This window comes from Sorangium sp. So ce145, from assembly GCF_051525985.1.
In the GTDB taxonomy this organism is placed as follows: domain Bacteria; phylum Myxococcota_A; class Polyangia; order Polyangiales; family Polyangiaceae; genus Sorangium; species Sorangium cellulosum_B.
Window position 1 is genome coordinate 12,540,740 of sequence record NZ_CP150315.1, and the last position, 23,352, is coordinate 12,564,091.

The following is a 23,352-nucleotide window of genomic DNA, read 5'->3' on the forward strand; positions in this document are numbered from 1 at the left end:
GCGACGGCGGAGCGCGCCGCGCGCTCAGCGGGGCCGCGCGGCGGGGGACGGCGTGATCGCGTGGGCGATGGCGCTCTGGAGCGTCGAGCGCGTGATGAGGCCTCGGAGGTCGATCCCGCCCTGCGTGAGCGCGCGGGCGACCTCCGGCTGCATCCCGGTCAAGACCGCCTGCGCGCCGAGCAGCCGCAGCGCCGAGGCGGTGCGGATCAGCGAGTCGGCGACCCCGGCGTCGACGTGCTTCAGGCCGGTGATGTCGATGATCACGATGGACGGGTTGTGGCGCTCCACCCCGGCGAGGGTCGCCTCCAGCACCTGCGCGGCGCGCGCCGCGTCCATCGTCCCGATGAGCGGCATGACCAGGACGCGATCGGTGATCGGGATGATGGGCGTCGCCATCTCCGAGAGGCGCAGCCGCTGCACCCCGATGATCTCCTCCTGGAGCGCTGCCCGGGCCTGCTCGGCGCGCTCGCGCTCGCGGAGCTCCTCGAGCAACAGCTCGTTGGCCCGGTTCAGCTCGTCTGCCTTCTGCGACAGGCGCTCGTTGAGCGAGAACAGCTCCTCGGTGCGCCGCTGCACCTCGCTCTCGAGCCGATCGTTCATGTCGCGGTGCCTGTCGGACACCTCCTGCAGCCGGCCGTAGAGCTGCGCGTTCTCGAGCGCCGCCGCGACCTGCGCGCCCAGGAGGCGGAGCAGCTCGGTCTGCTCCGGGGTGAAGGCGCCGCTCGCGAGCGCGTTCTCCACGTACAGCACGCCCGTGAGCCGGTTCTGGTGGACGAGCGGGAGGCCCATCACCGACCTTGGCCGGTGCGCGGCGAGGTAGGGATCCGCCGCGAAGCGAGGGCTCGCCGCGGCGTCGTCCAGGATGAGCAGCTCTCGCGTCCGCGCCACGTAGTGGACCACGCTGACCGGCAGGGCCGAGGACTCCTCCAGCGGACGCCGGAGCTCCACCTCGACCGACTCCGGATCGATGGTGACGGACGCCTCGATGAACAGCCGCTCTTCGCGCGCGAGCACCAGGAAGCCGCGCTGTCCGCCGGCGCTCGCGAGGACGGCGCGCATCACGCGGTCGAGCGCCTTCCCGAGCACGAGCTCGCTGGAGATCGCCTGCGTCGTCTGCAGCACCGCCGCGACGTCGGCGAGCTTGTGGAGGAGCGGGTGGCTCACCGACAGGGAGCTCGTCCTCGCGGCGGCCTTCTCGTGCTCCGCCGCGGGCCCCCGAGCGATGGGGAGCGGGTCGAGCCCGTGCTGCCGGACGAGCTCCGTCGCCTTCCGCTCTGCCCCCCACTGCCGGTAGGCGTGCATCGCCGCGTCCAGGTAGAGCGTGGCGATGCGCCGCCGGCCCTTGCGGGCGTAGTACAGGCCGGCCAGCTCCGACGCGAGCGCCTCGTACTGCACGAACTCGCTCTGGCGGGCGGCGTCGATGGCGTCGTCGTAGAGCCCCATCGCCTCGACGTCGCGGCCGGAGGCGCGCGCCGCCTCGGCCAGGACCAGGACGAGTTTCACGCGGAAGTTGTCGGGGCAATGGCGGGCCCAGAGCTCGAGCTTCTCGAGCGACGCGGAGAGCGCCCCGGCGTGCCGCTCGCGCTCGCGCGCGTCGCGCTCGCCGAGCGCGACCAGCGTGAGCGCGAGATAGAAGTGGTAGGTCGCCTCGATCGGCATCGCCATGACGGCCCCGAGCACCGGGCGCGCCGCCTCCGCGGCGGCGAGCGCCTCCTCGGGGCGGCCGTGGGAATAGAGGAGGATGAGCCGGATGATGTGGTAAAAGGCGATCCCGCACCCGAAGCTCGCGCGGGTGAGCGCGGCCAGGCACGCTTCTTCCGAGAATTCGGCGGAGCCCTCCTCGTTCAGCGAGGCGTCGGCCGCCGTGAGCCCCTTCAGGCTGCGCAGGAACTGCTGCTCCAGCCGGATCGTCTCGAGGACGGCGTGATTGCCTGTCTTGCGCGCGAACGACGCGAAGCGCTCGGCGACGCGGTCGACCTCCGCCAGCGGATCGCCCTTCTCGTAGACCTGCCAGACGGTCTCGAAGGCCAGGTAGCTCGCGTACACCAGGTCGCCGGCCTCGATGCACGCGAGGAACGCCCGCTCCAGGATGGGGAGATCGTTCCGGATGTGCTGGACCCAGAAGTTGATGTGATCGCCGTGGAGGTGCAGCAGCGTCCCCCGCAGCGCGACGTCCCCGAGCTTCTCGTTCAGCCGGATCGACATCTCCGAGAAGCGGAATCCCGACGGGATATCGCCGAACGCCGCGACAAGCATGAACCCGTAAACGCTGTAGGCGAAGCACGACGCCTCGGTGTTGCCGTGCCGCAGCGACAGGTTCAGCATCTTCAGCGCGATGAGCGGGAACACGCCCGGCCGCCCGATGTACGCGCAGGGCGCGCAGTCGGCGAGCAGGTTGATGACCGCGCGGATCTGCTCGTCGGCGAGCAGCGGCGCGTGCAGGATGTCCTCGATGCTCCTGCCCGCCATGCTCTCCGGGATCTGCGCGACCTCGGCGGAGACGGCGGCGCCGATCTCCTCGCTCGCCCCGGGGATCTCGACGCCGAACAGGCGCAGCGCCTCCTGTCCGACGGTGACGCCCTCGTCGTAGCGGCCGGCGACCTGATAGAGCTTCATCCGCAGGCTCTGGACCCGCGCCCGATCGAGGTCCGACGCCGCCACCTCGAGCAGCCGCTGGAACAGCGCCTCGGCCTCGGTGAAGCGGCCGCACAGGTACTCGCACTCGGCCGCCTCCAGCGTGAGCGCCCAGCGCAGCGCGTGATCCCCCGAGGCGCCGTCGTCTCCGAGCGCGCTCCGCCCGGCGCTGAAATACTCCGCCGCGGCCCCGTACGCCGTCGAGCCCTTGGCCTTCCTCCCGGCGCGCAGGTTCAGGCGCGCGAGCAGATCGCGCTCGCCGGGATCGGCGATGAGGGCGGCGCCATAGTTAAGATGGTTTACCGTGTCGAACAGCTTCTCTTCCTGCGGCTCGCCGCGCTGGCTGGCCAGCATCAGGCGGCCGACGCGCAGGTGGGCGGCGCACCTGTGCTCGTCCGCGATGAGGGCATAGGCCGCCTGCTGGACGCGGTCGTGCAAGAACTGGTAGGAGACGGCGAGCGACGCGTCGGTCGCGGGCTCACCGTGGGAGGGGTCTTCCGGGTGCACGAGCCGGTAGTCGGCGTCGATGGGGAGCAGGACCCCTTCCTGCATGGCCGCCCAGAGATCCTGCGCCGCCTGCGCGGCCGAAAGCTCGGAGATCGTCGCGAGCGTGCGCAGGTCGAACCGGTGCCCGATGCACGCGGCGAGCGTCAGGGCGCGCTGGGTGGGCGGCGCGAGCCTCTGCAGCTTGGCGATCATGAAGTCGGCGACGTTGTCCGTCACGGCCCGCGACTCGATGGCTGCGAGATCCCATGTCCATCTGCCGGTCTCCGGATCGCAGAGGAGGAGCCCGTCGTCGCCCAGCATGCGCAGGAACTGCCCCATGAAGAACGGGTTGCCCAGCGTCTTGTCGTGGATGAGCTCGGAGAGCTGGGCGACGTCCTGCGCCGCGCGTCCGAGGGCGTCCGAGGCGAGCGCCGTCGCGTCGTCCTGCGAGAGCGGGGCGAGGGGGATGTCGGTCACGGCCGCGCCCGCGGCGCGGACGGCGTCGAGGGTGATGACGAGCGGGTGCGCCGGGCTCACCTCGTTGTCGCGGTAGGCCCCGACGACCAGGAGATGGCGTGTGTCGGCGTCGGTGAGCAGGAGCCTGAGCAGCCTGAGCGACGCCGGGTCCGCCCACTGGAGGTCGTCGAGGAACAGGACGAGCGGGTGCGACGGAGCGGCGAACACGCCAAGGAAGCTCCGGAACACCATGTCGAAGCGGTTTTGCGACTCGGAGGGGCCGAGCGCCGCGACCGCGGGCGCCTCGCCGACGATGAGCGCGAGCTCGGGGATGAGGTCGACGAGGAGCCCGGCGTTCGGCCCGAGCGCCGCGCCGAGCTCCGCTCTCCAGTGGGCCAGCGCGTCTGTCCGCTCGGAGAGGAGCTGCTGCACGAGCCCCCTGAACGCCTGGACGACCGAGGCGCAGGGCACGCCGCGGTTCAGCTGATCGAACTTGCCGTGGGCGAAGTGGCCGCCGACCCTGGCGATGGCCTTGTAGGTCTCGTGGACCAGCGCGCTCTTGCCGACGCCGGAGTAGCCTGAAACGAGCACGAGCTCCGCGGCGCCCGCGCGGGCCCGCTCGAAGGCGGCCAGGAGCCGGTCCCGCTCCGCGTCCCGGCCGTAGATCTTCTGCGGGACGCGCAGCTCGAGGCTGCGATCGCGCTGACCGACGGGGAAGGGGTGGACCCGGCCCGTCTGCTCGAGGGAGCGCAGGCACTCCGCGAGGTCTGCCTTGACGCCGTACGCGCTCTGGTAGCGGTCCTCGGGCGCCTTGGCGAGGAGCTTCATGACGATCTCGGAGACCGGCCGGGGGACATCCCCGCGGAGCTCGTGCGGCGGGGCGGGCTGCCGCGCGATGTGGCTGTAGAGGACGTCCACCGGATCGCCGTCGGGGAACGGCAGGGCTCCGGTCAGCATTTCATACAGCGTGACGCCGAACGAGTAGAGGTCGGCGCGGTAATCGATGCCCCTGTTCATGCGCCCGGTCTGCTCGGGCGACATGTACGCGAGCGTGCCTTGCAGGGTGGACGCCGAGGTCGACTGTTGCAACTCCTGCTTGAGCCGCGACGAGGCGCCGAAGTCGATGAGCGTGGCGCGGCGCAGGTCCGCGCTGACGATGATGTTGCTGGGATTGATGTCCTTGTGCGTGACGTGACAGCGGTGCACCGCGCCGATGGCGTCGGCGATGGCCGTCGAGAGCGCCAGCGCCGCGCGGAGATCCAGCCGGCGATCGTCGAGGATCGCCCTCAGGGTCGTGCCCTCGACCGCCTCCGTGACGAGGGCGAGGCCGCCGCGCGTCCTCTCGAGCGAGCACACCCTCACCACGGACTCGAGATCCAGATCGCGCAGGAGGCTGAACTCGTGCCGCAACAGGGCGAGATCGCGGACGCTCGGGTGCTCCCCCTTCAGCGTCTTGATGACGACCGGCCGCTGATCCGCGGCGCGGCGGCCACGGTAAACCTGGGTCTTGCCGCCCTCATGGATCAGCTGCTCGACGACGTGTCCTGGCAGATCGAACGGTGCTGTGGTGGTCATACGTCCTTGCGCTCCACCTCGTGATGGCCTCGTCCGCACGTCTCGTGCGGCCGGGTACGTCCGGGGAGGATCAGTATAGGGCGGTCTTCTGCGGATTCACCCAGGGAGTGCACAGGAGGGGGGCTCGACGTGCGCTGTGTCACGCTGCAGCGTCGCGTTGCTTGTCGTTGTTTGTGATGCCGAGTACTCGACGCGAAGGGCCCGGGTTCGTTCCTGCGCGCGGGTGAGGTGTTCCCGGGCCTGCGGTGTGTGCGCGAGCAAGGACCAGCCTGGCGACGCGGCGCTAGGGTGGCTGCACGACCGCGAGGAGCCCGCGCGGCTGCGACGCGAGATCGAGCGTCGGATCGACGAGGTCGCGGAGGGGACCTCCGTTCAGCGACGCGACGACCTTGGCCGTGACGATGGGCCGCACCCCGGAGTCCTTTTGCAAGCGATCGGCCACGTGGTGCGCGAAGTCGACGAGCATGTCGGGCCGCGCGCACATCTCCCCGAGCTGGCGGTCCGTGAGCCAGGCCTCGACGTCGAGCGGCTCGCGCACGCCGGTCCTCGGATCCAGCACGTGAATCCCGAGCTCGCTCACGTTCTTGTCGCGCAGCTTCATGCGCCACGAGAAGCGGTGTCCCGCCTCGTTCCAGGCGACGTCGCCCGGATAGACCCAGTGCCGGAGCGGCACCACGAGGTGGAACAGGAGATATCCGTGGAGCAGCGCGAGCGGCAGCGCGCTCCGGCGCGGCGCGGCGGGCGAGGGGGCACGGGCGGCGTCGCCGGGGGCGTCCGCGCCCTTGAACAGGAAGGGCAGCCGCCGCCTCGGCCACGAGGGATCGCCGAACAGCGCGAGCGAGGCGATCATCGCGTAGGGGAAGATACCGATGTTGAACAGGAGGGCGTTGGAGAGGTTGAACGCCACGGCGAGCGCCGCCCCGAAGGGGAAGGTGCGCCGGGAGAAGAGCAGGAAGCCCATCGAGAGGTCGATGAAGAGCCCGGCATACGAGAGCGCGAGCCCTGCTGCCTGTGAGGCCAGGAGCGGTCCGACGAGGGGCGCGTCGCCGTGCGCGGCGAGCCACGTGGTGAGCGGCTGCCCCCGGAGCCAGTCGCCGTTCAGCTTCGCGACGCCGCCGTAGAAGTAGACGATGGCGATCTGGGCCTTCAGGGCGAAGAGATAGAAGCGCGGCACGGTCTCCGCCGGAGTGTCACGCGCCGCCCCGGCGGGCGAGGCGCGCCGCGCGCGGAGGCGATCCAGCGAGAGCGCGCGGTGCGCCGGGGCGGCGGCGAGCAGCAGGCCGAGGAGGCAGAGGAGATAGAGGTGGTTGAGGTATTGCGCCTTGTCGAGGAGGAAGACATAGGTGAGCGCGGCGCAGAGGAGCGCGGCGCTCACCCGGTAGAAGAGCCCGACGGCGCAGAGCAGCGCGAGGACGAAGAGGGCGCCGAAGTGCCAGTACATCCCAGTCCCGCCCCACGGGCGGACGAAGGGGACGAAGCTGAAGAAGAAGCCAGGCTCGATGTAATAGCGGTAGATCCGATCGTGGAGGGCGTACCGGACGACCTCCCACGCGATCAGGGCGCCATAGCCGGCGCGGAAGACGGCGAGCGAGGCGGCGTCGACCTCGGCGCTGAGGTAGGCCGCCCAGCGCCGCGCGAGGGGGCTCCTAGTGGTCGTGGTGATGGTGGGGGTGGTGCTTGTGCTTGTGCTTGTGCTTGTGCTTGCCGTGAACGTGGATGTGGACCGGCCGGCCGTCGTCATCGTCGTCGTCATCGTGGACCACCACCACGCCAGGAGCCCTGTTGACCCTCACATCCACGTTCCACGCCGTCGCCACCACGACGTTCACGGCCGGCGCGCTCGGGCCGACGACGACGTGCACGCCGGGGCGGTAGCCGACGAGCACCACGTCGGCGTGCGTCGGGTGCGCCACGACGACCGTGAGCTTCACCGGGTTGACCTTCGCCGCGACCTTGCCGACGCAGTAGAGGCCGCCCGGGCCGGGGGTGAGCACGACGAGCTCGGAGCCCTGTCCCACGAAGCCGAGCTTGATCTTGCGGTTGCCGACGGGGACCGGCTTCAGGTCCGCGTCGAGGACGTAGACCCTGACCTGACCGGAGGCCTTATCGGCGACGACCTCGATCGTGTCGTCGCCGACCACCTGGATCACCCCGCCGTTCGGCCCCGTCTTGCCCGGGGGGATGGGCCTCTTCTCGGCCTTTCTCGCGCCCTCGACGATGACCTTCGTGCCCCCTGAGGGCACGTGGAGCGTGCCATTCCACGGCTTCCCGGAGACGATGATGTTGTACTTCACCTCGGTGAGATCGGCCTCGAGCTTGGGCCCGGTCGCGACGAGGAGCCCTGTCTTCGCGTCGAGCGCGAGCGGGGCCTGCGCGTCGCCGTTCGGCCCTTTCCAGGTGAGCGTGCCGCTCACGTCCTTGTCGATGGGTTTGCCGTCAGGCGCCTTCACGATCGCCTTCACGGTGCCATCGGGCGCGAAATCCCACCCGACCGAGCCGCCGTCGTGCTCCTCGGTCAACGGATCTTCGATCGCCACGGGGACCGCCTGGACCGATTCCTCGGTCACGCTGGCCTCGGCGGTGGTCTTGCACCCTGCCGCGAAGGGGCTGCCGGCGATCAAGGTGGTCAGGGCCACCACGGAAAGGATGCTCTTGGCTTGCATCAAAGCCTCCAAGCGCAGGAGGGTATCGCAACCGCCGCGCCGCGTCTGCACGAACCGCCTCGCGCTGCGGCGAAGGGGGTCATGGGCGACGACATTGGAGGTGCGGTGACCACTTCGCCCGTGATCGTCGCTCGTGCGTGCCCCCGGCGTGAGATCGTAGGGTTCGAAGAAGCGTTGTGCAGAGTGCCAAATGGGGTGACGAGCGCTGTGAACGCTCGTTGCGGTTCGTCAGGTGCGATGGCGAGCGTTGCGGGCGGCCCTGGCGGTTCGCCAGGCCCGATCGCGAGCGTTGCGGGCGGCCCTGGCGGTTCGTCAGGCCCGATCGCGAGCGTTGTGGACGCCTCCGGCGGCCCGCCTGCCGCCCTCCCACGCCTCCGGGGCGCCCCGGTCGTACGCCTCGCCGAGGTGCGCGCCAGGGCCTGCTGCCGGCGCGAAGCGTGTGGCCGCGGCGCCCGGCGCCGCTCGGCTCACGGCAACGAGGTGAGCGTCTGCGGGCTCCGGTACGCTTCCCGCCTACACGTTGGGCACGGCCTGGACCTTCTGGTACAGGAGGACGGTCATGCTGCGCACCCTGGAACTCGTGGACGTCGGACCAGCCCCCGAGCTGCACCTGGAGCTCGGCCGGCGGCTCAACGTGATGACGGGGGACAACGGCCTCGGAAAGAGCTTCGTACTGGACGTGATCTGGTGGGCGCTGTCGGGGACCTGGGCAGGGAGCCCTGCATGGCCGCTGGGCGGAGCAAAAGAGCCCAAAATATCCTATGAAATGGATGACGGTACCGGCAACGCGTCCTGGTTCCAGTTCGAGTCCCAAGGGTGGAGCGAAGCCCCTACGCGGGCTGGCGCGCTCGTGTTGTATGCGCGGGCGGATGGCTCCTTCGCCTTGTGGGATCCAGCTCGCAACCTCGATCCGGAGGACTACAAGCGACCACGCGGATCGAAGCAGACCTCTCTGTTCGCTGGCTCAGGTACCACGCGACGCCCGCCAGCGTACCTCTTCGATCCTGATGAAATCTTGGACGGTAAAACGCATCAGGGGAAGACCGTCTGCAATGGTCTCATCCGCGACTGGGTGAGCTGGCAGGAGAAGAAGCCCGAGACACAGGGGGGACGAGCATTTCGGCATCTTTGTGAGGCTCTCGAGCAGCTCTCCCCCAACCCGCAGGCGGGCGCCGAGACGATCCTCGCTGGCAAACCGGTCCGCCTCTTCTTGGACGACACGCGCGAATTCCCCACCATCGATACCGGCTACGGAGAGGTGCCGGTGATCCACGCCTCCGCTGGGATGCGACGCATCATCAGCCTCGCGTACCTGATCGTCTGGGCGTGGCACGAGCACGTGGAGGCGAGCCGTCTGCTGAAGCAGGAGCCTATGAGCGAGCTCGTCTTTCTCGTGGACGAGGTCGAGAACCACCTCCACCCGGAGTGGCAGCGCCGCATCGCTCCGGCGCTCCTCAGGGTGCTAGAGGCCCTCGCTCCGTCGATGCGCGTCCAAGCGCACCTCACAACGCACGCGCCGATGGTCCTCGCGTCGCTCGAGCCCTGCTTCGATCCAGAGCAGGACAAGCTCTTCGTGTTCGACCTCGAGGCGCGCACCGTCGCGCTCCGAGAGGTGCCCTGGGCGCGCTTCGGTGATGCGTCCCGCTGGCTCACGTCGCCTGCGTTCAACCTCCGTCGCGCGCGGTCGATCGAAGCGGAGCAGGCGATCGACGATGCGAGCGCGCTCATGCGCGGGGAAGAGCCTCGCCGTTCCAGGACGCGCGAGGAGGTCGACCGCGCTCTCCACGACACGCTCGCCGATCAAGATCCGTTCTGGGCCCGATGGCGGGCCTTCGTCGAGGAGGGCGGAACGTGATCCGGGTCGAGCTGCTCCCGGAGCCGACGAGCTTCGATGAAGAGGTGCGGGCGCCCGGCAACGCGTGGCTCGCGCAGCATCCGGACGCGCCGCCGGAGGCCATGCCGGCGCTCTGGCGCCCGATGACCCACCTCCTCGCCGATGGGTTCAATCATCGCTGCGGCTACTCGGCGATGTGGACCCCCCGGGGCACGGTCGATCACTACCTGAGCCGCTCCACGCACCCCGAGAGGACGTACGATTGGGACAATTATCGGTTCGCGTCCGGGGAGATGAACAGCAGGAAGGGGACGTGGAACGACCGCGTGCTCGACCCCTTCGAGATCGAGGACGGCTGGTTCGAGATCCTCCTGCCGTCGCTCGAGCTCGTGATGGTCGAGGAGCTCATCCCCGCCGAGCAGCGCGATCGGGCTCGCTTCACGCTGAAGACGCTGCGTTTGCAGGACGACGACGGCATCCTCGAGCAACGCCAGTCGTGGTACGACGAATTTTTGAACGGCGAGGTGACGCTCTCGTGGCTTTCCAGGAAAGCCCCCCTGATCGGTAAAGCCGTGCAACGCCGCCTGGGAGGTCTTGATCCCGCAACGATCGCCGACGACGAGACGCACTGGCGGTGGTTCCTCGAAGAGGACCTCACGCTGAAGGGATTGCGCCGCAGGGCTCCGCGCCTGGCTGAGGCCGTCGAGACGGCGCTTCGGCGGCCTGACCGGCGGCGTGCGGGAGGCTGAGCGACCGGGCCTTTCCCCCAGCGCCTCTTCGGGTTAGCGTCCCGGACGAGCCCGTCCTGCCATGTCCCAGCGCGTCTATGTCGGCCTCGTCGGCTACGGCCTTGCCGGCGCCGTTTTCCACGCCCCGCTGATACGGTCCGTCTCTCGGCTGCGCCTCGCCGCCATTGCGACCCGCCGGGAGGGCCAGGTCATGGCCGACCACTCGGGCGTCGCCGTGCATCCGACGCCCGAGGTGCTGATCGCCGAGCCGGGGATCGACCTCGTGGTCATCGCCTCGCCCAACGAGACCCACTTCCCGCTCGCGCGCGCCGCGCTCGAGGCGGGCAAGCACGTGGTCGTCGACAAGCCGTTCACGATCACGAGCGCCGAGGCCGACGAGCTCATCGCGCTGGCCGCGCGCCGAGGCCGGCTCCTCTCGGTCTTCCAGAACCGCCGCTGGGACGCGGACTTCCGCACCGTGCGCAGCTGCATCGAGCAGGGCCTGCTCGGCGAGGTGGCCTCGTACGAGGCGCACTTCGATCGCTTCCGCCCAACCATCAAGCAGGGTTGGCGAGAGCAGGAGGCGCCGGGCTCGGGGATCCTGTACGACCTCGGCGCGCACCTGATCGACCAGGCGCTCGTGCTCTTCGGCCTGCCGCGCGCGGTGACCGCCGACGTCCTCGCGCAGCGCTCCGGGGCGCGCACGGTGGACTATTTCCACCTGACGCTCGACCACGGCAAGCGCCGGGTGATCGTGCGCTCCTCGACGCTGGTGCCCGAGCCGGGGCCGCGCTTCGCGGTCCATGGCGACGGCGGGAGCTTCCTCAAGTACGGGATCGACGGCCAGGAGGACGCCCTCAAGGCGGGCGTTCGCCCGGGCGTACCGGAGTGGGGGCGGGAGGACCCGCGCTGGTTCGGCACGCTCGTCACGGCGGGCGGCGAGCGCCGCGCGATCGAGAGCCTGCCCGGCGCCTACGAGGCCTATTACGAGGGCATCGCGGCGGCGATCCTCGACGGCGTCCCGCCGCCGGTGCGCGCCGAGGAGGCGCGCGACGTGATCCGCGTCATCGAGGCCGCGATGAAGAGCGCGGCCGAGCGGCGGACGATACCGCTCGATTGAGCGGCGAGGGGTCACGCACGCAGACACCGCTGCGATGCGCGGGCACGCTATTTATTGAATGGCTCGTGTATGTCCGAGATCGGCGGGACCGTGATCTCCTTGGGTGGAGGCGGCGCATCTGCCTTGGGCGTCGACGGCGAACGGGTGATCGTCCCCCTCTTTTTCTTAGGATTCTGAGGAACAGCGCCGTCGCGCGCGGCAGCAGAGGAGGGCGGCGCGTTCTCCACGGCGTCGCGCCGCCTGGGAGCCGCCGCGGCGAGCTCCAGCGCCTCCGGTCGCGCGCCCCGCGGGGTGATGATCACCTCGTCTACCAGCTCCGATCCATCCTTGAAGAGGCGGACGCGGCGCACTGTCCCGAGCGCGCCGACGAGCTCGATGGCTCCGTTGTTCGGATTCACCCTCACGCCGTCGACCTCGACGGATGCATCCTGCGGGGAGATCCGGATGGCGACGCGCGGCACGCTCGCCGGCGCGGTGGCTTCGGGCTGCGCAGCCGAGCCTCGCGCCATGGATTGCTGCTCCTCGGAGCGTGCGTCTGCCTTCCGGAACGCCCTTGCTGCCACCGCCGCTCCGCCCAGCGCCAGCGCCAGCGCGGCTCCGAGCGCTCCTATGCGCCGGAGCATGCCGCTGGATTCTCGGGGCGTCGTGCCGTGATGGCCGGGCCCCGACGCCGGGGCCAAGTGGTCCCCGCCCGGGGAGGCCCCCTGGAGCGCCTGGCTCGCGGCGACTGTGTCGCACGGCGAAAGCTCGGCCTGCGCGTCGTCAGCGGCAAGCGGAATCGACGGCATCCGCGCTGTCGTGCAGTCGAGCCGATGCGCGACGACCGTGCGCTCCGTCTCGGTGAGCGGGGCGAGCAACTCCTCGCGCAGTCCGAGGCCTCCGGGCGCGAGCGCGCGGATGCTGCGCAGCATCGCCTCGGCGGTTCGGAAGCGATCGTCGGCTTCGATCCTGAGCGCGGCATGGCAGAGGAACGCGAGCTCGGGTGGCACCCAGGGCGCGAGATCTTGCACGAGCGGCGGCGGCTTCGTGCAGATGGCCAGGATGAGATCGCCGAGCGCGTCGGCCCCTTGATGAGGCGTGCGGCCAGTGAGCGCGCGATAGAGCACGACGCCGAGCGACCAGATGTCGGTCCGATGATCGACGCTCTTGATGCCCCGCGCCTGCTCGGGCGACATGTAAACCGGCGATCCGAGCAAGGTCCCCGAGCTTGTCAGCGCGGTTGTGTCGATGCCATATGCGGGATCCGTCCTGATTTTGGCGATCCCGAAATCGAGAACCTTGACCACGATCTCCCCGTCATCCGCGCGGGCGAGGAACAGGTTCGCTGGCTTGATGTCCCGGTGCACGATGCCCGCCCCGTGCGCGTGCTGCACGCCCATGCACGCCTGGCCGAGGATCCGGAGCGCCAGGGAAGGCGGCAGCGGTCCCAGGCGTCGGAGCAGATCCTCTAGATCTCCTCCGACGAGGTACTCCATCGCCATGTACGGGGTCCCGGTCGTCGGCTCGACCCCAGCGTCGAGCACCTGTGCGATGTGCGGCGACGCTGCGGCCATTGCCGCCTTCGCTTCGCGTCGGAAGCGGCGTACGAGATCGTCGCTGAGCTTCTTCTCCGCGTGGATGACCTTGATCGCGACGTGCCGGTCAGAGACGAGCTCGACGGCCTCGTATACCGAGCCCATCCCGCCCTGCCCGAGGAGACGGACGATGGTGTATTTCCCGTCGAGGATCTGACCGAGCACGCGTGGTGGGCCACGCTACCGGAGCAAGTTTTGCGGTGCAACAGCCGCCTGTCACAGGGTGCTTGCGGCTCTCCGTACGGAGTGCTGAGCCGATCAGGAATCCATTGCCGCCACTACGAGCGCGGAAGAGCTGGCCTCAGGCGCTGATCGCCGCGTGCGCTGATCGAGCCAGGAGATGGCGAAGGCAGAACGTGTCGTGAGGGCAGAGCTCCGTCTGCATGAGACGGGCTCCGCCCTGGCGTGGATTCAGCGCGCCGCCGCCATCGCCGCCTGCATCGCGACGCCCATCTCGGCCGGCGTGGCGGCCACCTTGGCCCCAGCCGCCTCGAGCGCCGCGATCTTCTCGGCCGCCGTGCCCTCGCCGCCCGCGATGATCGCGCCAGCGTGGCCCATGCGCTTGCCCGGAGGCGCCGCGCGGCCGGCGATGAACGCGGCCACCGGCTTCTTCATGTTCTTCTTGATCCACGCCGCCGCGCGCTGCTCGGCCGTCCCACCGATCTCACCGATCAGCACCACGCCGTGGGTGTCGGGATCCTGGTTGAAGAGCTCGAGCACGTCGATGAAGTCCATGCCGCCGACTGGATCGCCGCCGATGCCCACGCAGCTCGACTGCCCGATGCCGAGGGCGCTCAGCTGGCCGACCGCCTCGTAGGTCAGCGTGCCCGAGCGGGAGAGGACGCCGATGTGGCCCTTCTTGTGGATGTGGCCCGGCATGATCCCGATCTTGCACTCTCCCGGGGTGATCACGCCGGGACAGTTCGGCCCGATGAGCCGCGCCGGCTTCCCCTCGAGGAAGCGACGGACGCGGATCATGTCGAGCACCGGCACGCCGTCGGTGATGCAGATGACGAGCTTGCAGCCCGCATCGATGGCCTCGGTGATCGCGTCGGCCGCGCCGACCGGCGGCACGAAGATGCACGAGACCTCGGCGCCCTCGTTGCGCACGGCCTGCTCGACCGTGTCGAAGATTGGCACCTTGTCTTCGAATCGCTGGCCGCCGCGGCCCGGCGTCACGCCGGCGACGACCTTCGTCCCGTACTCGATGCAGGCGCGGGCGTGCTGCGACCCGTAGGCGCCCGTGATGCCCTGGAAGACGACCCGCGTGTCCTTGTTGACGAGGATGCTCATCGCTTGATTACTCTACCTTCAACGTGGACAGGAGCTCGGCCACCGCCGCTGGCTCGCTGCTCAACTGGGTTCGAGGCTCGGTGCTCGCGGGCGCCCTAGGCGCCGGCCTTGCCGCCGCGCGTGGCGGCCACGATCTTCTGCGCGCCGTCGGCCATGGAGCTCGCCGACTGGATGGTCAGGCCGCTCTCGTCGAGCAGCTTGCGGCCGGCCTCGACGTTCGTCCCCTCGAGGCGCACCACGAGAGGCACCTTGAGCCCGAGCTCCTTCGCCGCGGCGATGACCCCGGCCGCGACGACGTCGCAGCGCATGATGCCGCCGAAGATGTTCACGAAGATGCCGCGGACCCGCTCGCTCCGGAGGATGATCTGGAACGCGGTCTTCACCTGCTCCTGCGAGGCGCCGCCGCCGACGTCCAGGAAGTTCGCCGGCTTTCCGCCGTAATGGAGGATGATATCCATCGTCGCCATCGCGAGCCCGGCGCCGTTCACGAGGCAGCCGATGTCGCCGTCGAGCGACACGTAGGACAGCCCGGCCCGCTTCGCCTGCAGCTCGACCGGATCCTCCTCGTCGACGTCGCGCATCCCGTTCCAGTCGGCGTGCCGGAACTCGGCGTTGTCGTCGAAGCTCACCTTCGCGTCGAGCGCGAAGACGTCGCCGGCGCCGGTCACGACGAGCGGGTTGATCTCGAGCAGCGAGCAGTCCTCCGCGGTGAAGCACGCATAGAGCGAGGCCACGAGCTTCAGGAACTGGCGCTGCGTCTCCTTCGCGGTGAGCCCGAGCGCGATCGCGAGCTGCCGCCCCTGGTACGGGGCGAGGCCGAGCACCGGATCGATGAAGAGCTTGTAGATCTTCTCCGGCGTGCTGTGGGCCACCTCCTCGATGTCCATGCCGCCCTCGGTCGAGGCGATCACCGCGATGCGGCGGCGCTCGCGATCGACGAGCATCGCGAAGTAGAGCTCGCGCGCGATGTCGAGGCCCTGCTCGATGTAGAGCCGCCGGACCTTCTGCCCCTCGGGGCCCGTCTGCTTGGTGACGAGCTGCATGCCGAGGATCTTCTCGGCGAGGGCGGTCGCCTCCGCGCTGCCACCCTTCGCGACCTTGACGCCGCCGCCCTTGCCGCGGCCGCCCGCGTGGATCTGCGCCTTCACGACGACGACCGGGTTGCCTGTCTGGGCGATCAGCCGATCGGCGATCGGCGCCACCTCACTCGCCTGGAAAGCGGGCTCCCCTTTCGGTACCGGCACTCCGTAGCGAGCGAAGAGCTGCTTGCCTTGATACTCGTGGATTTTCATGAGAGGGGCCGCCACCCTATCACAAGGCCGCGCCCGCGCGAGACTCGAAAAACAGGGTCGACGGACGTCAGTGTGCCCGGCGCCTTGCCTGCCTGGCTGCCTGCCCGCGCGGGACCCGCGCGCGAGTCACGTGTTACGTTTTGTTACGCTCCGGCGCGTTACGTTTCGAGTGTTTCGCGCCGGCTCACCCATTCATGGAAAAGTGCGGCGGCGCGGCGCTGCTTCCGTCGCCTCACTTGGCGGCGTAGGGCGGCGGCTCAGGCCGGCGGAGCGCCACGAGGGCGAACAGGCCGGGCAGGATGTCGTCCTCGACCCTGGAGGCCTTGCCTTCGAGGCTGATCTTGAGCTCATCGAAGGGCGTGCAGGTGAGCCCGGCGCTCGCGGAGACGCTCGGCTGAGGCGCGAATAGAAAGGCAGAGAGGGCGCCTTCCGGCTCGTGGAGAGCCTGGACTCGAAAGACCGGATGGATTGCCACCTTCGGGAGGACATTGGCGATGATCTCGCCTCCCACCCAGGGATTCAGCGCGATCGCCCCCGCCTCGTCCGCCGCGCCGACCAGCCCGACGCTGCCGTCGATCGACACGGAAAGCGCCTCGGCCGGGTAGAGCTCCAGGGCGACCACCGCCGAGTAGAAATCGATCGACGGATACAGCGCGACGCCCGACCAGGTCGACCAGAGCGGCTGCATCGTGGTGAGACCGACGCCGAACGTCGGCGCGTCAAAGTCGAGATCGAAGCCGCCGAAGAGGTTGATCTCGTATCCCTCGCCGAGGACGAGCCCGGGCTCGACGCCGAGCATCCGACCCGGGACGGTGCTGATCATGGTCGAGGTTGTCGGGAAATAGTTGTTCCATCCGTCCCAGTCCTCGATGCCAATCGGGTGCGTGATGATGCCCAGCCGGAGGTGGTGATCCTCGCGGCCAATCTGGAGCATCGCCCACTCGGGCGGGCCGATCTTGATCCCCGGCGTCGGCAAGGACCACGTGGGGTAGACGAACGCCGGCAGCCCGAACGCCGGCAGCCCGAGCGGCGCCGTGGTCGCCTGCACGTCGAGATCGAGCCGGAAGTACAGCGAGCCGCTCGCGAGCCGGAGCCCGACCTCGGCCTGCGCGAGCGCGTCGAAGCGAAGGGCCGCGGGCTGCTCGCGGTGCACGCCCGCGACGACGCTGGTCCCCCCTCCCACCCAGGTGTCGATGTCGGCCGGGAGCGCGGCGAGGTGCGGTAGCAACTGGGCCTCCTCTCTCTCTGGGTCTCCGGACGGCGGCGGTCCTCGATCAGCGAGCGGCGACGAGCGCCCCCGCCGCGATCACCGCCCCGCGCCGGCCGTCGCGGCCCGCAGGCGCTCGACCAGCGGGCGGATGACGTCGCTCCGCAGCTTGTAGGACGCGCGGTTCGCGATGAGCTGGGTGCTCACCTCGGTGACCGTCTCGAGCACCTCGAGGCGGTTCTCGCGCAGCGTCGAGCCCGTCTCGACGATATCGACGATGAGGTGAGAGAGCCCGACGAGCGGCGCGAGCTCCACCGAGCCGTGGACGGGGATGATCTCGGCCACCACGCCCTTGCTCGCGAAGTGATCCCCGGCGATCCGCGGGTACTTCGTGGCGACGCGCGGCAGATCGGGCACCTCCGTGTCCTCCGGCCCGGCCACGACGAGGCGGCAGCGGCCGATGCCGAGATCGAGCGGCGTGTAGAGATCGTGGCGGCGCTCGAGGAGCGTGTCACGGCCGGAGACCCCGAGATCGGCGGCGCCGTACTCGACGTAGGTCGGGACGTCGTCCGGCTTCAGGAACACGTACCGGAACGCGCCGTCCGCCGTCGGCCGGACCAGGCGGCGATCGTTCTCCTCGAGGGGCGTGCTGTCGAGGCCCGCGCGCCGCACGAGCGGGATGAGGTCCTTCAGGATCCGCCCCTTGGGGACGGCGATGGTGAGGGGCTTCGTCATCCGTCCCGCCCCTCGACGCGCGCCGTGTCGGCGCCGAGCTGCGCGAGCTTGCGCTCCATGAACTCGTAGCCGCGATCCAGGTGGTAGACGCGCAGCACCTCGGTCTCGCCCTCGGTCGCCACGAGCCCGGCGATGACGAGCGACGCGCTCGCGCGCAGATCGGTGGCCATCACGGTCGCGCCCGACAGCGGCGCGCCGCCGTGCACGTGCGCCGTGTGGCCGTCCACATCGATGTGCGCCCCCATCCGCGCGAGCTCGGGGACGTGCATGAAGCGGTTCTCGAAGATGGTCTCGACGATGCGCGACGTGCCCTGCGCGAGGCACATCAGGACCATGAACTGCGCCTGCATGTCGGTCGGGAAGCCCGGGTGCGGCGCCGTCGTGACGTCGACGGCGCGCAGCGGCCGCCCCTCGCGGCGGACGCGCACGCAGTCGCCCTCGCGGCCCACCTCGACGCCCGCCTGGCGGAGCTTGGCCGCGACCGCCTCGAGGTCCTCGAGCGGCGCGTTCTCGATCAGCACGTCGCCGCCGGCCGCGGCCGCCGCGACCATGTACGTGCCGGCCTCGATCCGATCGGAGATGATCGCGTGGTCGAACGGCTCCAGCTCGTCCGCGCCCTCGATGTGGATGACGTCCGTGCCGGCGCCGCTCACGCGCGCGCCCATCTTGTTGAGCACCCGGCCGAGCTCCTCGACCTCGGGCTCGCGCGCGCAGTTGACCAGCGTGGTCCGCCCCTTCGCGAGCGCCGCGGCCATCATCAGGTTCTCGGTGCCGGTCACCGTCGGCAGATCGAACACGACCTCGGCGCCGCGCAGCCGCTTGCACTCCGCGACGATGTAGCCGCGCGACAGCCGGATCGTCGCGCCGAGCGCCTCGAGGCCCTTGAGGTGCTGATCCACCGGGCGCGTCCCGATCTGGCAGCCGCCGGGGAGCGACACCTTGGCGCGGCCGAAGCGCGCGAGCAGCGGGCCGAGGACCATGACGCTCGCGCGCATCTGCTTGACGAGCTCGTAAGGCGCCTCGGGCCGCACGTTGTCGCCGGCGCCGACCTTCACGAGCGGCGGCGCGGTCTCGACGTTGCGCCCGAGGAACCGGAGCAGCGCCGAGGTCGTCTCGATGTCGCGCAGCGCGGGCACGTTGCGGAGCAAGCTCTCCCCGTCGGAGAGCAGCGTCGCGCAGAGGATCGGCAGCGCGGCGTTCTTCGCGCCGCTGATGCGGATCTTGCCGGAGAGCGGCTTCCCGCCCCGGATCCGGATGGAGTCCATGCCCCCGCTATCGCACAACCCGCGGCGGAACGCGATGTTTCGGGGCTCGCGCGCGCGCCGCGCCGTGGTTCGCCCCGCGCGGTGCGCCGGCCGTCGCGATCGCCGCCGGCGCACCGCGCGGGGCCGGCGGGCGACGGGGCCCACTTTCCCGTGCGCTTCCCGCGCGCTCGTCTAGTCTCCTCCGGCCATGCGACCGAGCGCCATCGCCCTGTCCTCGCTGCTCGCCGCGTCTGTGGCCCCGCTCGCAGCCGCGCAGCCGTCGGCCGATCTCCGCGGGTTCCGCGCCTCGATCGACCCCGGGGCCGGCGTCTACCTCGAGCCCGCCGCGACCCCGGACACGGGCGAGTGGAGCGCGAGCCTCTGGGCCTCGTACGCCTACCGCCCCATCGTGCTCCGCGATCCCGCCTCGGGCGACGTCCGCTTCGACGTCATCCGCCACCAGGTCAGCGCGGATTTCGCGGCCGGCGTGGGCATCGCGCGGCGCTTGCTCGTCGGGCTCACGCTGCCCGTGGTCCTCCACCAGACCGGCGACGCGCCCATGTCCGACGCCACGCGGGTGCTCGGCGACACGTGGCTCCCGGCGCAGGCGCTCGGCGATCTCGGCCTCGTCGGCAAGCTCACGCTCGTGCAGCCCACCGGCGGCGATCTCGGCGGGCTCGCGCTCGCGCTGCACGAGCGCTTCACGCTGCCCACGGGGGACGAGGCGTCGTTCGTGGGCGAGGGGGGCGTCACGAGCGAGCTCAGGCTCCTCGCCGAGTACCGCCTGATCGCGTTCGGCGCGCACCTCGCGGCGGGGGTCAAGCTCCGCGCCGGCGAGGCCCGCTTCGGGTGCCAGGCGACCCCGGTCTCCGCCGCGGGCGGCGATCCGTGCCCCACGGTGTTCGGCCACGAGCTCCCCTTCGGCCTCGGCCTCTCGTTCCGGCCGCAGATCCTGGGCATCGACCCGGAAGGGCGCACAACGTTCTTCCTGGAGGCGCACGGGCACCTCCCGCTCTCGCCGATCGCGCCGTTCGCGAGCCAGGAGGCGGCCGCGCTCGAGCTCGGCCTCGCCGCGCGCTACGCGCTGGGCGACGTCTCGTTCCTGGCCGGCGTCGAGACGGCGCTGGCCGGCGGCGTCGGCACCACGCCGCTGCGCGCCGTCCTCTCGGTGGCCTGGACCCCGCGCGTCCACGACGCCGACGGGGACGGCGTTCCGGACGACGTCGATCAGTGCGGCGAGCTCGCGGAGGACCGCGACGGCTTCCAGGACGACGACGGGTGCCCCGAAGGGGACAACGACGAAGACGGCGTCTTCGACGACGAGGACCGCTGCCCCACGCAGAAGGAAGACGAGGACGGCGTCGCGGATGAGGACGGGTGCCCTGACCCGTGACGCCGGGCCGTGGACGATCCATGACGACGTGGACCGCATGAGCGACGACGGCTACACGAAGCACGGCGGCGGCCGCCACGAGGGGCCCTCCCGCACCTCGCCGTATCCCCTGAGCCGGCTCTCCGCGCCGCACGAGCTCGTCGACGTGGCGCGGGAGATCCAGCAGGCCGACGCGTTGCTCGGCGCTGTCACCGGCGGCAAGCTCGCGCAGATCGCGCGGCAGATCCGGTCGCTCCAGGAGGAGGCGCGGCGGGTCCTCGAGGCGGCGCAGCGCGACGGCGAGCTCCACCGGGCGGCGTGCAGCTTCAAGAAGCGGCCCGGCCACGTCTACCACCTGTACCGGCGCGGCGACGGCGTCCCTTACCTCTCGATGCTCTCGCCGGAGGAGTGGGGCGGCTCGCCGCCGCACGCGTTCGAGGGCTCGTACCGCCTCGAGGTCGACATGTCGTGGACGCCGTCCGAAGAGGCCGAGGCGCACGACGCGGAGGCCGGCGCGCTCGCGCGGCTCACCGGCCGCGGCGCCTGACCGCGGCGCTCGCTCACCCGCCCAGCTGGAGCAGCACCTTCCCGAATGACGCGTTGCTGGCGACGTAAATATGCGCCGCGGCGGCATCGCCGATCGGGAAGACCCGGTCCACGACCGGCCGCACCGCGCGGCTCGCGAGCCAGGGGGAGATGTTGCGCTCGAGCACCTGCGCCGCCGCGATCTTCTCCTCGAGCGGGCGCGAGCGGAGCACGGTGCCGAAGAGCTCGACGCGCTTCCGCAGGAGCTCGCGCAGGTCGAGCTCCGTGGACGCGCCGGCCGTCAGCCCCACGAGCGCGATCCGGGCCTTCAGCGCGCACGCCTTGAGGTCCTCGCCGACGTACGCACCTCCGACGAGCTCGAGGACCACGTCGACCCCCGCGCCTCCGGTCGCCTTCAGCACCTCGCCCGCGAACGTCGCGCCCGACGTCGCGATCCCGGCGTGCAGGCCGAGCTCGCGGCAGCGATCCAGCTTGTCCTGCGTGCGCGACGTCCCGACGACGAAGCACCCGAGCGCGCGGGCGATCTGGAGGCCGGCCGTGCCCACGCCGCTGCCGACCGCGTGCACCAGCGCGCGCTCGCCGGGCGCGAGCCGGGCGCGCGTCACGAGCGCGTCGTAGGCGGTGACGAACGCCTCGGGGACCGCCGCCGCCTCCTCGTCCGTGAGCCCGTCCGGCACCGGCGCGACCTCGCGCTCGTGCGCGACGACCCGCTCGGCATAGGCGCCGCCCGCGAGGAGGCCGAAGACGCGATCGCCCGGCGCGAAGCGGCGCGCGCCCTTCCCCGTGGCCTCGACCACGCCGGCGTACTCGAGCCCCGGCACGTCCTGCGGCGCCCCGGGCGGCGCCGGGTAAAAGCCCAGCCGCTGGAGCAGATCGGCGCGGTTCACCCCGGCGAAGCGGACGGCGACGCGCACGTGCCCGTCGGGCACCTCGGGCGCATCGACCTCGCGCACCTCGAGGACCTCCGGCCCGCCCGGCTCGCGAATGACGACGGCGCGCATCTTTGTCGTGCTGGTCACGCCGTTTACTCTTCCATCGGCGGCGGGAGCACGCTCTTCCGGTAGAAGTATTCCACCTTCTCCGAGTCCGGATCGGCCGGCTCCTTCTCCGGCTCGGCCGGCGCGTTGCCGCCGATCGCCGCCTCGATCTGCACCTGCTCGAGGGCGTCCATCATCGAGGCCGCGCTCGGGAAGCGCTCCTCGCGATCGAGCGCGAGCGCGCGCATCGTCGCGACGTCGAGCGAGTGGGGCACCTCGGGCCGCAGCATGCGCGGGCGGATCGGCTTCACGCGCTGGATTTCCGCGAGCAGGGCGGCGGCCGTCGGCGCCTTGAACGGCAGCTGCCCGGTGAGCATCACGTAGAGCAGCATGCCCACCGAGTAGAGGTCCGCGCGCGCGTCGAGATCGCGGACGCCCTGCGCCTGCTCCGGCGCCATGAACGCGGGCGTGCCGGCGATGGCGTGGCTCCCCGCGGCGGCCATCGAGACGAGGATCGACGGCGCCACCCCCGTGTTGAACGCCTCGGCGACGCCGAAATCGAGCACCTTCACGGTGAGCGGGCCCCGGTCGCCGCCGACGAGGCAGATGTTGTCCGGCTTGAGATCCCGGTGGAGGATGCCCTCGGTGTGCGTGACGACGAGCGCGCTGAGCACCTGGACGGCCACGTCCAGCACGACGGGAATGGGCATGGGGCGCTCGCGCGCGAGCCGCTCGGTGATGGTCTCGCCCTCGAGCCGCTCCATCACGAGGTAGGGCGTGCCGTCGTCGAGCACGCCCAGATCGTAGACCTCGACGATGTTCGGATGGCCGAAGCGGCCGGCGACGGCGGCCTCGTTGTGGAAGCGCGCGATGGCCGTCTTGCTCTGAGCGTACTGGCCGCGGAGCGTCTTGATCGCGACCCGGCGCCGCAGGCCGATGTGGATCGCGTCGTAGACCATCCCCATCCCGCCCTTGGCGATGACGCCGAGGATGCGGTAGCGGTCGTGCAGCAGGCGGCCGATGAGCGGCGCTTCCTTCGTCGGCCGCGGCTGATCGGGATCGATATCGGGCGGCAGCGGCCCCTCCACCGGCCACCCCGACTCGCCCCTGCTCGTCGGCGGCACCCGCGTCGAGGAGGGCGGGGCGACGCTCGGCGTGAGCGCCGTGCCGTGCACCGGGCACCTCTCGGTGTCCGACGGGTGCGGCAACCCGCACGCCTGGCATCGGATGAAGTGCTGCGGCGGCATCGGGGACCCGGTCAGAGTACGGGTACATCCGCCCATGCAGCAAGCTCGTTCAGGGAGCGAGCGTCCCGGCTGGGGGGGCACGCCCACAGCGTGTGGTTGGGTAGCCAACCCATGTCATCTTCAGCAGCTGGGTTGGATCGGCTCGCGGCTTACGGTAGGCTGAGCTCAAACGTGCCGCAGCCGGTCCGAAAGCCAACCCGACGAGCGCGAGAGGTACCGCAGCCGGGCGGGTACCAGAATTTGCATCCGAACGTAAGGCGAAACGTAAGGCGAAAGGTAATCCGGAACGTCAGACGAAACGTAAGGCGGTACGTCGACCTGAACGTTGACCAGCACGTAAGCCAGTACGTAAATCGAGCGTAAGTCGAA

16 protein-coding genes are annotated in these 23,352 nt (G+C 70.6%); 5 read left to right on the top strand and 11 right to left on the bottom strand.

What is annotated here, in order from left to right:
• Positions 1 to 24: 24 nt before the first annotated feature.
• The 3 genes from WMF34_RS46730 to WMF34_RS46740 all read right to left on the bottom strand — a co-directional run bounded on the left by WMF34_RS46730 (position 25) and on the right by WMF34_RS46740 (position 7,814).
• On the bottom strand, positions 25 to 5,151 hold the full coding sequence (locus WMF34_RS46730) for an AAA family ATPase (protein ID WP_437991879.1): 5,127 nt from the start codon (positions 5,149 to 5,151) through the stop codon (positions 25 to 27).
• A gap of 283 nt (positions 5,152 to 5,434) precedes the next feature.
• Positions 5,435 to 6,904 (bottom strand): HTTM domain-containing protein, encoded by a 1,470-nt coding sequence (locus tag WMF34_RS46735; RefSeq protein ID WP_437991880.1) that lies wholly within the window; start codon positions 6,902 to 6,904, stop codon positions 5,435 to 5,437.
• Positions 6,798 to 7,814, bottom strand: coding sequence for a hypothetical protein (locus WMF34_RS46740; RefSeq protein ID WP_437991881.1), 1,017 nt, complete (start codon positions 7,812 to 7,814; stop codon positions 6,798 to 6,800). Before WMF34_RS46740 ends, WMF34_RS46735 begins: the two co-directional genes overlap by 107 nt.
• A 559-nt stretch (positions 7,815 to 8,373) precedes the next feature.
• On the opposite strand from WMF34_RS46740, the gene WMF34_RS46745 reads away from it, so the two are divergent.
• The 3 genes from WMF34_RS46745 to WMF34_RS46755 all read left to right on the top strand — a co-directional run bounded on the left by WMF34_RS46745 (position 8,374) and on the right by WMF34_RS46755 (position 11,496).
• The gene (locus tag WMF34_RS46745) at positions 8,374 to 9,669 is read left to right on the top strand and encodes an AAA family ATPase (protein ID WP_012241747.1); all 1,296 of its coding nucleotides are present in this window, start codon (positions 8,374 to 8,376) and stop codon (positions 9,667 to 9,669) included.
• The gene (locus WMF34_RS46750; RefSeq protein ID WP_012241748.1) at positions 9,666 to 10,397 is read left to right on the top strand and encodes a hypothetical protein; all 732 of its coding nucleotides are present in this window, start codon (positions 9,666 to 9,668) and stop codon (positions 10,395 to 10,397) included. Before WMF34_RS46745 ends, WMF34_RS46750 begins: the two co-directional genes overlap by 4 nt.
• Before the next feature lie 61 nt (positions 10,398 to 10,458).
• Positions 10,459 to 11,496, top strand: a complete 1,038-nt coding sequence (locus WMF34_RS46755) for an oxidoreductase (protein ID WP_437991882.1) — start codon at positions 10,459 to 10,461, stop codon at positions 11,494 to 11,496.
• A 47-nt stretch (positions 11,497 to 11,543) separates the two neighbouring features.
• On the opposite strand, the gene WMF34_RS46760 is transcribed toward WMF34_RS46755, so the two are convergent.
• From WMF34_RS46760 to murA, 6 genes are all read right to left on the bottom strand, one after another.
• On the bottom strand, positions 11,544 to 13,235 hold the full coding sequence (locus WMF34_RS46760; RefSeq protein ID WP_437991883.1) for a serine/threonine-protein kinase: 1,692 nt from the start codon (positions 13,233 to 13,235) through the stop codon (positions 11,544 to 11,546).
• Between the two features lie 246 nt (positions 13,236 to 13,481).
• Positions 13,482 to 14,363, bottom strand: coding sequence for a succinate--CoA ligase subunit alpha (sucD, locus tag WMF34_RS46765; protein WP_012241750.1), 882 nt, complete (start codon positions 14,361 to 14,363; stop codon positions 13,482 to 13,484).
• A gap of 95 nt (positions 14,364 to 14,458) precedes the next feature.
• Positions 14,459 to 15,655 carry an ADP-forming succinate--CoA ligase subunit beta gene (gene sucC, locus WMF34_RS46770; protein WP_012241751.1) on the bottom strand — a complete coding sequence of 399 codons (1,197 nt, stop codon included), beginning with the start codon at positions 15,653 to 15,655 and terminating at the stop codon, positions 14,459 to 14,461.
• 232 nt (positions 15,656 to 15,887) lie between these two features.
• Positions 15,888 to 16,883 (bottom strand): hypothetical protein, encoded by a 996-nt coding sequence (locus WMF34_RS46775; RefSeq protein WP_437991884.1) that lies wholly within the window; start codon positions 16,881 to 16,883, stop codon positions 15,888 to 15,890.
• Positions 16,884 to 16,961: 78 nt separating this feature from the next.
• Complete coding sequence (gene hisG, locus WMF34_RS46780) at positions 16,962 to 17,597, bottom strand: ATP phosphoribosyltransferase (RefSeq protein ID WP_012241753.1); 636 nt, start codon at positions 17,595 to 17,597, stop codon at positions 16,962 to 16,964.
• Entirely contained in the window at positions 17,594 to 18,862 is a 1,269-nt protein-coding gene (gene murA / locus WMF34_RS46785; protein ID WP_012241754.1) for a UDP-N-acetylglucosamine 1-carboxyvinyltransferase, read from the bottom strand. The genes hisG and murA overlap by 4 nt, the downstream gene beginning before the upstream one ends.
• Before the next feature lie 187 nt (positions 18,863 to 19,049).
• Here murA and WMF34_RS46790 point away from each other — a divergent pair, with 187 nt between their 5' ends.
• Positions 19,050 to 20,234, top strand: coding sequence for a hypothetical protein (locus tag WMF34_RS46790; RefSeq protein WP_437991885.1), 1,185 nt, complete (start codon positions 19,050 to 19,052; stop codon positions 20,232 to 20,234).
• On the top strand, positions 20,209 to 20,760 hold the full coding sequence (locus WMF34_RS46795) for a DUF2452 domain-containing protein (RefSeq protein WP_012241756.1): 552 nt from the start codon (positions 20,209 to 20,211) through the stop codon (positions 20,758 to 20,760). The genes WMF34_RS46790 and WMF34_RS46795 overlap by 26 nt, the downstream gene beginning before the upstream one ends.
• Positions 20,761 to 20,773: 13 nt before the next feature.
• On the opposite strand, the gene WMF34_RS46800 is transcribed toward WMF34_RS46795, so the two are convergent.
• Both WMF34_RS46800 and WMF34_RS46805 read right to left on the bottom strand, forming a co-directional pair.
• The gene (locus WMF34_RS46800; RefSeq protein ID WP_012241757.1) at positions 20,774 to 21,760 is read right to left on the bottom strand and encodes an NAD(P)H-quinone oxidoreductase; all 987 of its coding nucleotides are present in this window, start codon (positions 21,758 to 21,760) and stop codon (positions 20,774 to 20,776) included.
• A 23-nt stretch (positions 21,761 to 21,783) separates the two neighbouring features.
• Positions 21,784 to 22,944: a serine/threonine-protein kinase gene (locus tag WMF34_RS46805; RefSeq protein ID WP_437991886.1), complete on the bottom strand. Its 1,161-nt coding sequence runs from the start codon at positions 22,942 to 22,944 to the stop codon at positions 21,784 to 21,786.
• Positions 22,945 to 23,352 lie beyond the last annotated feature (408 nt).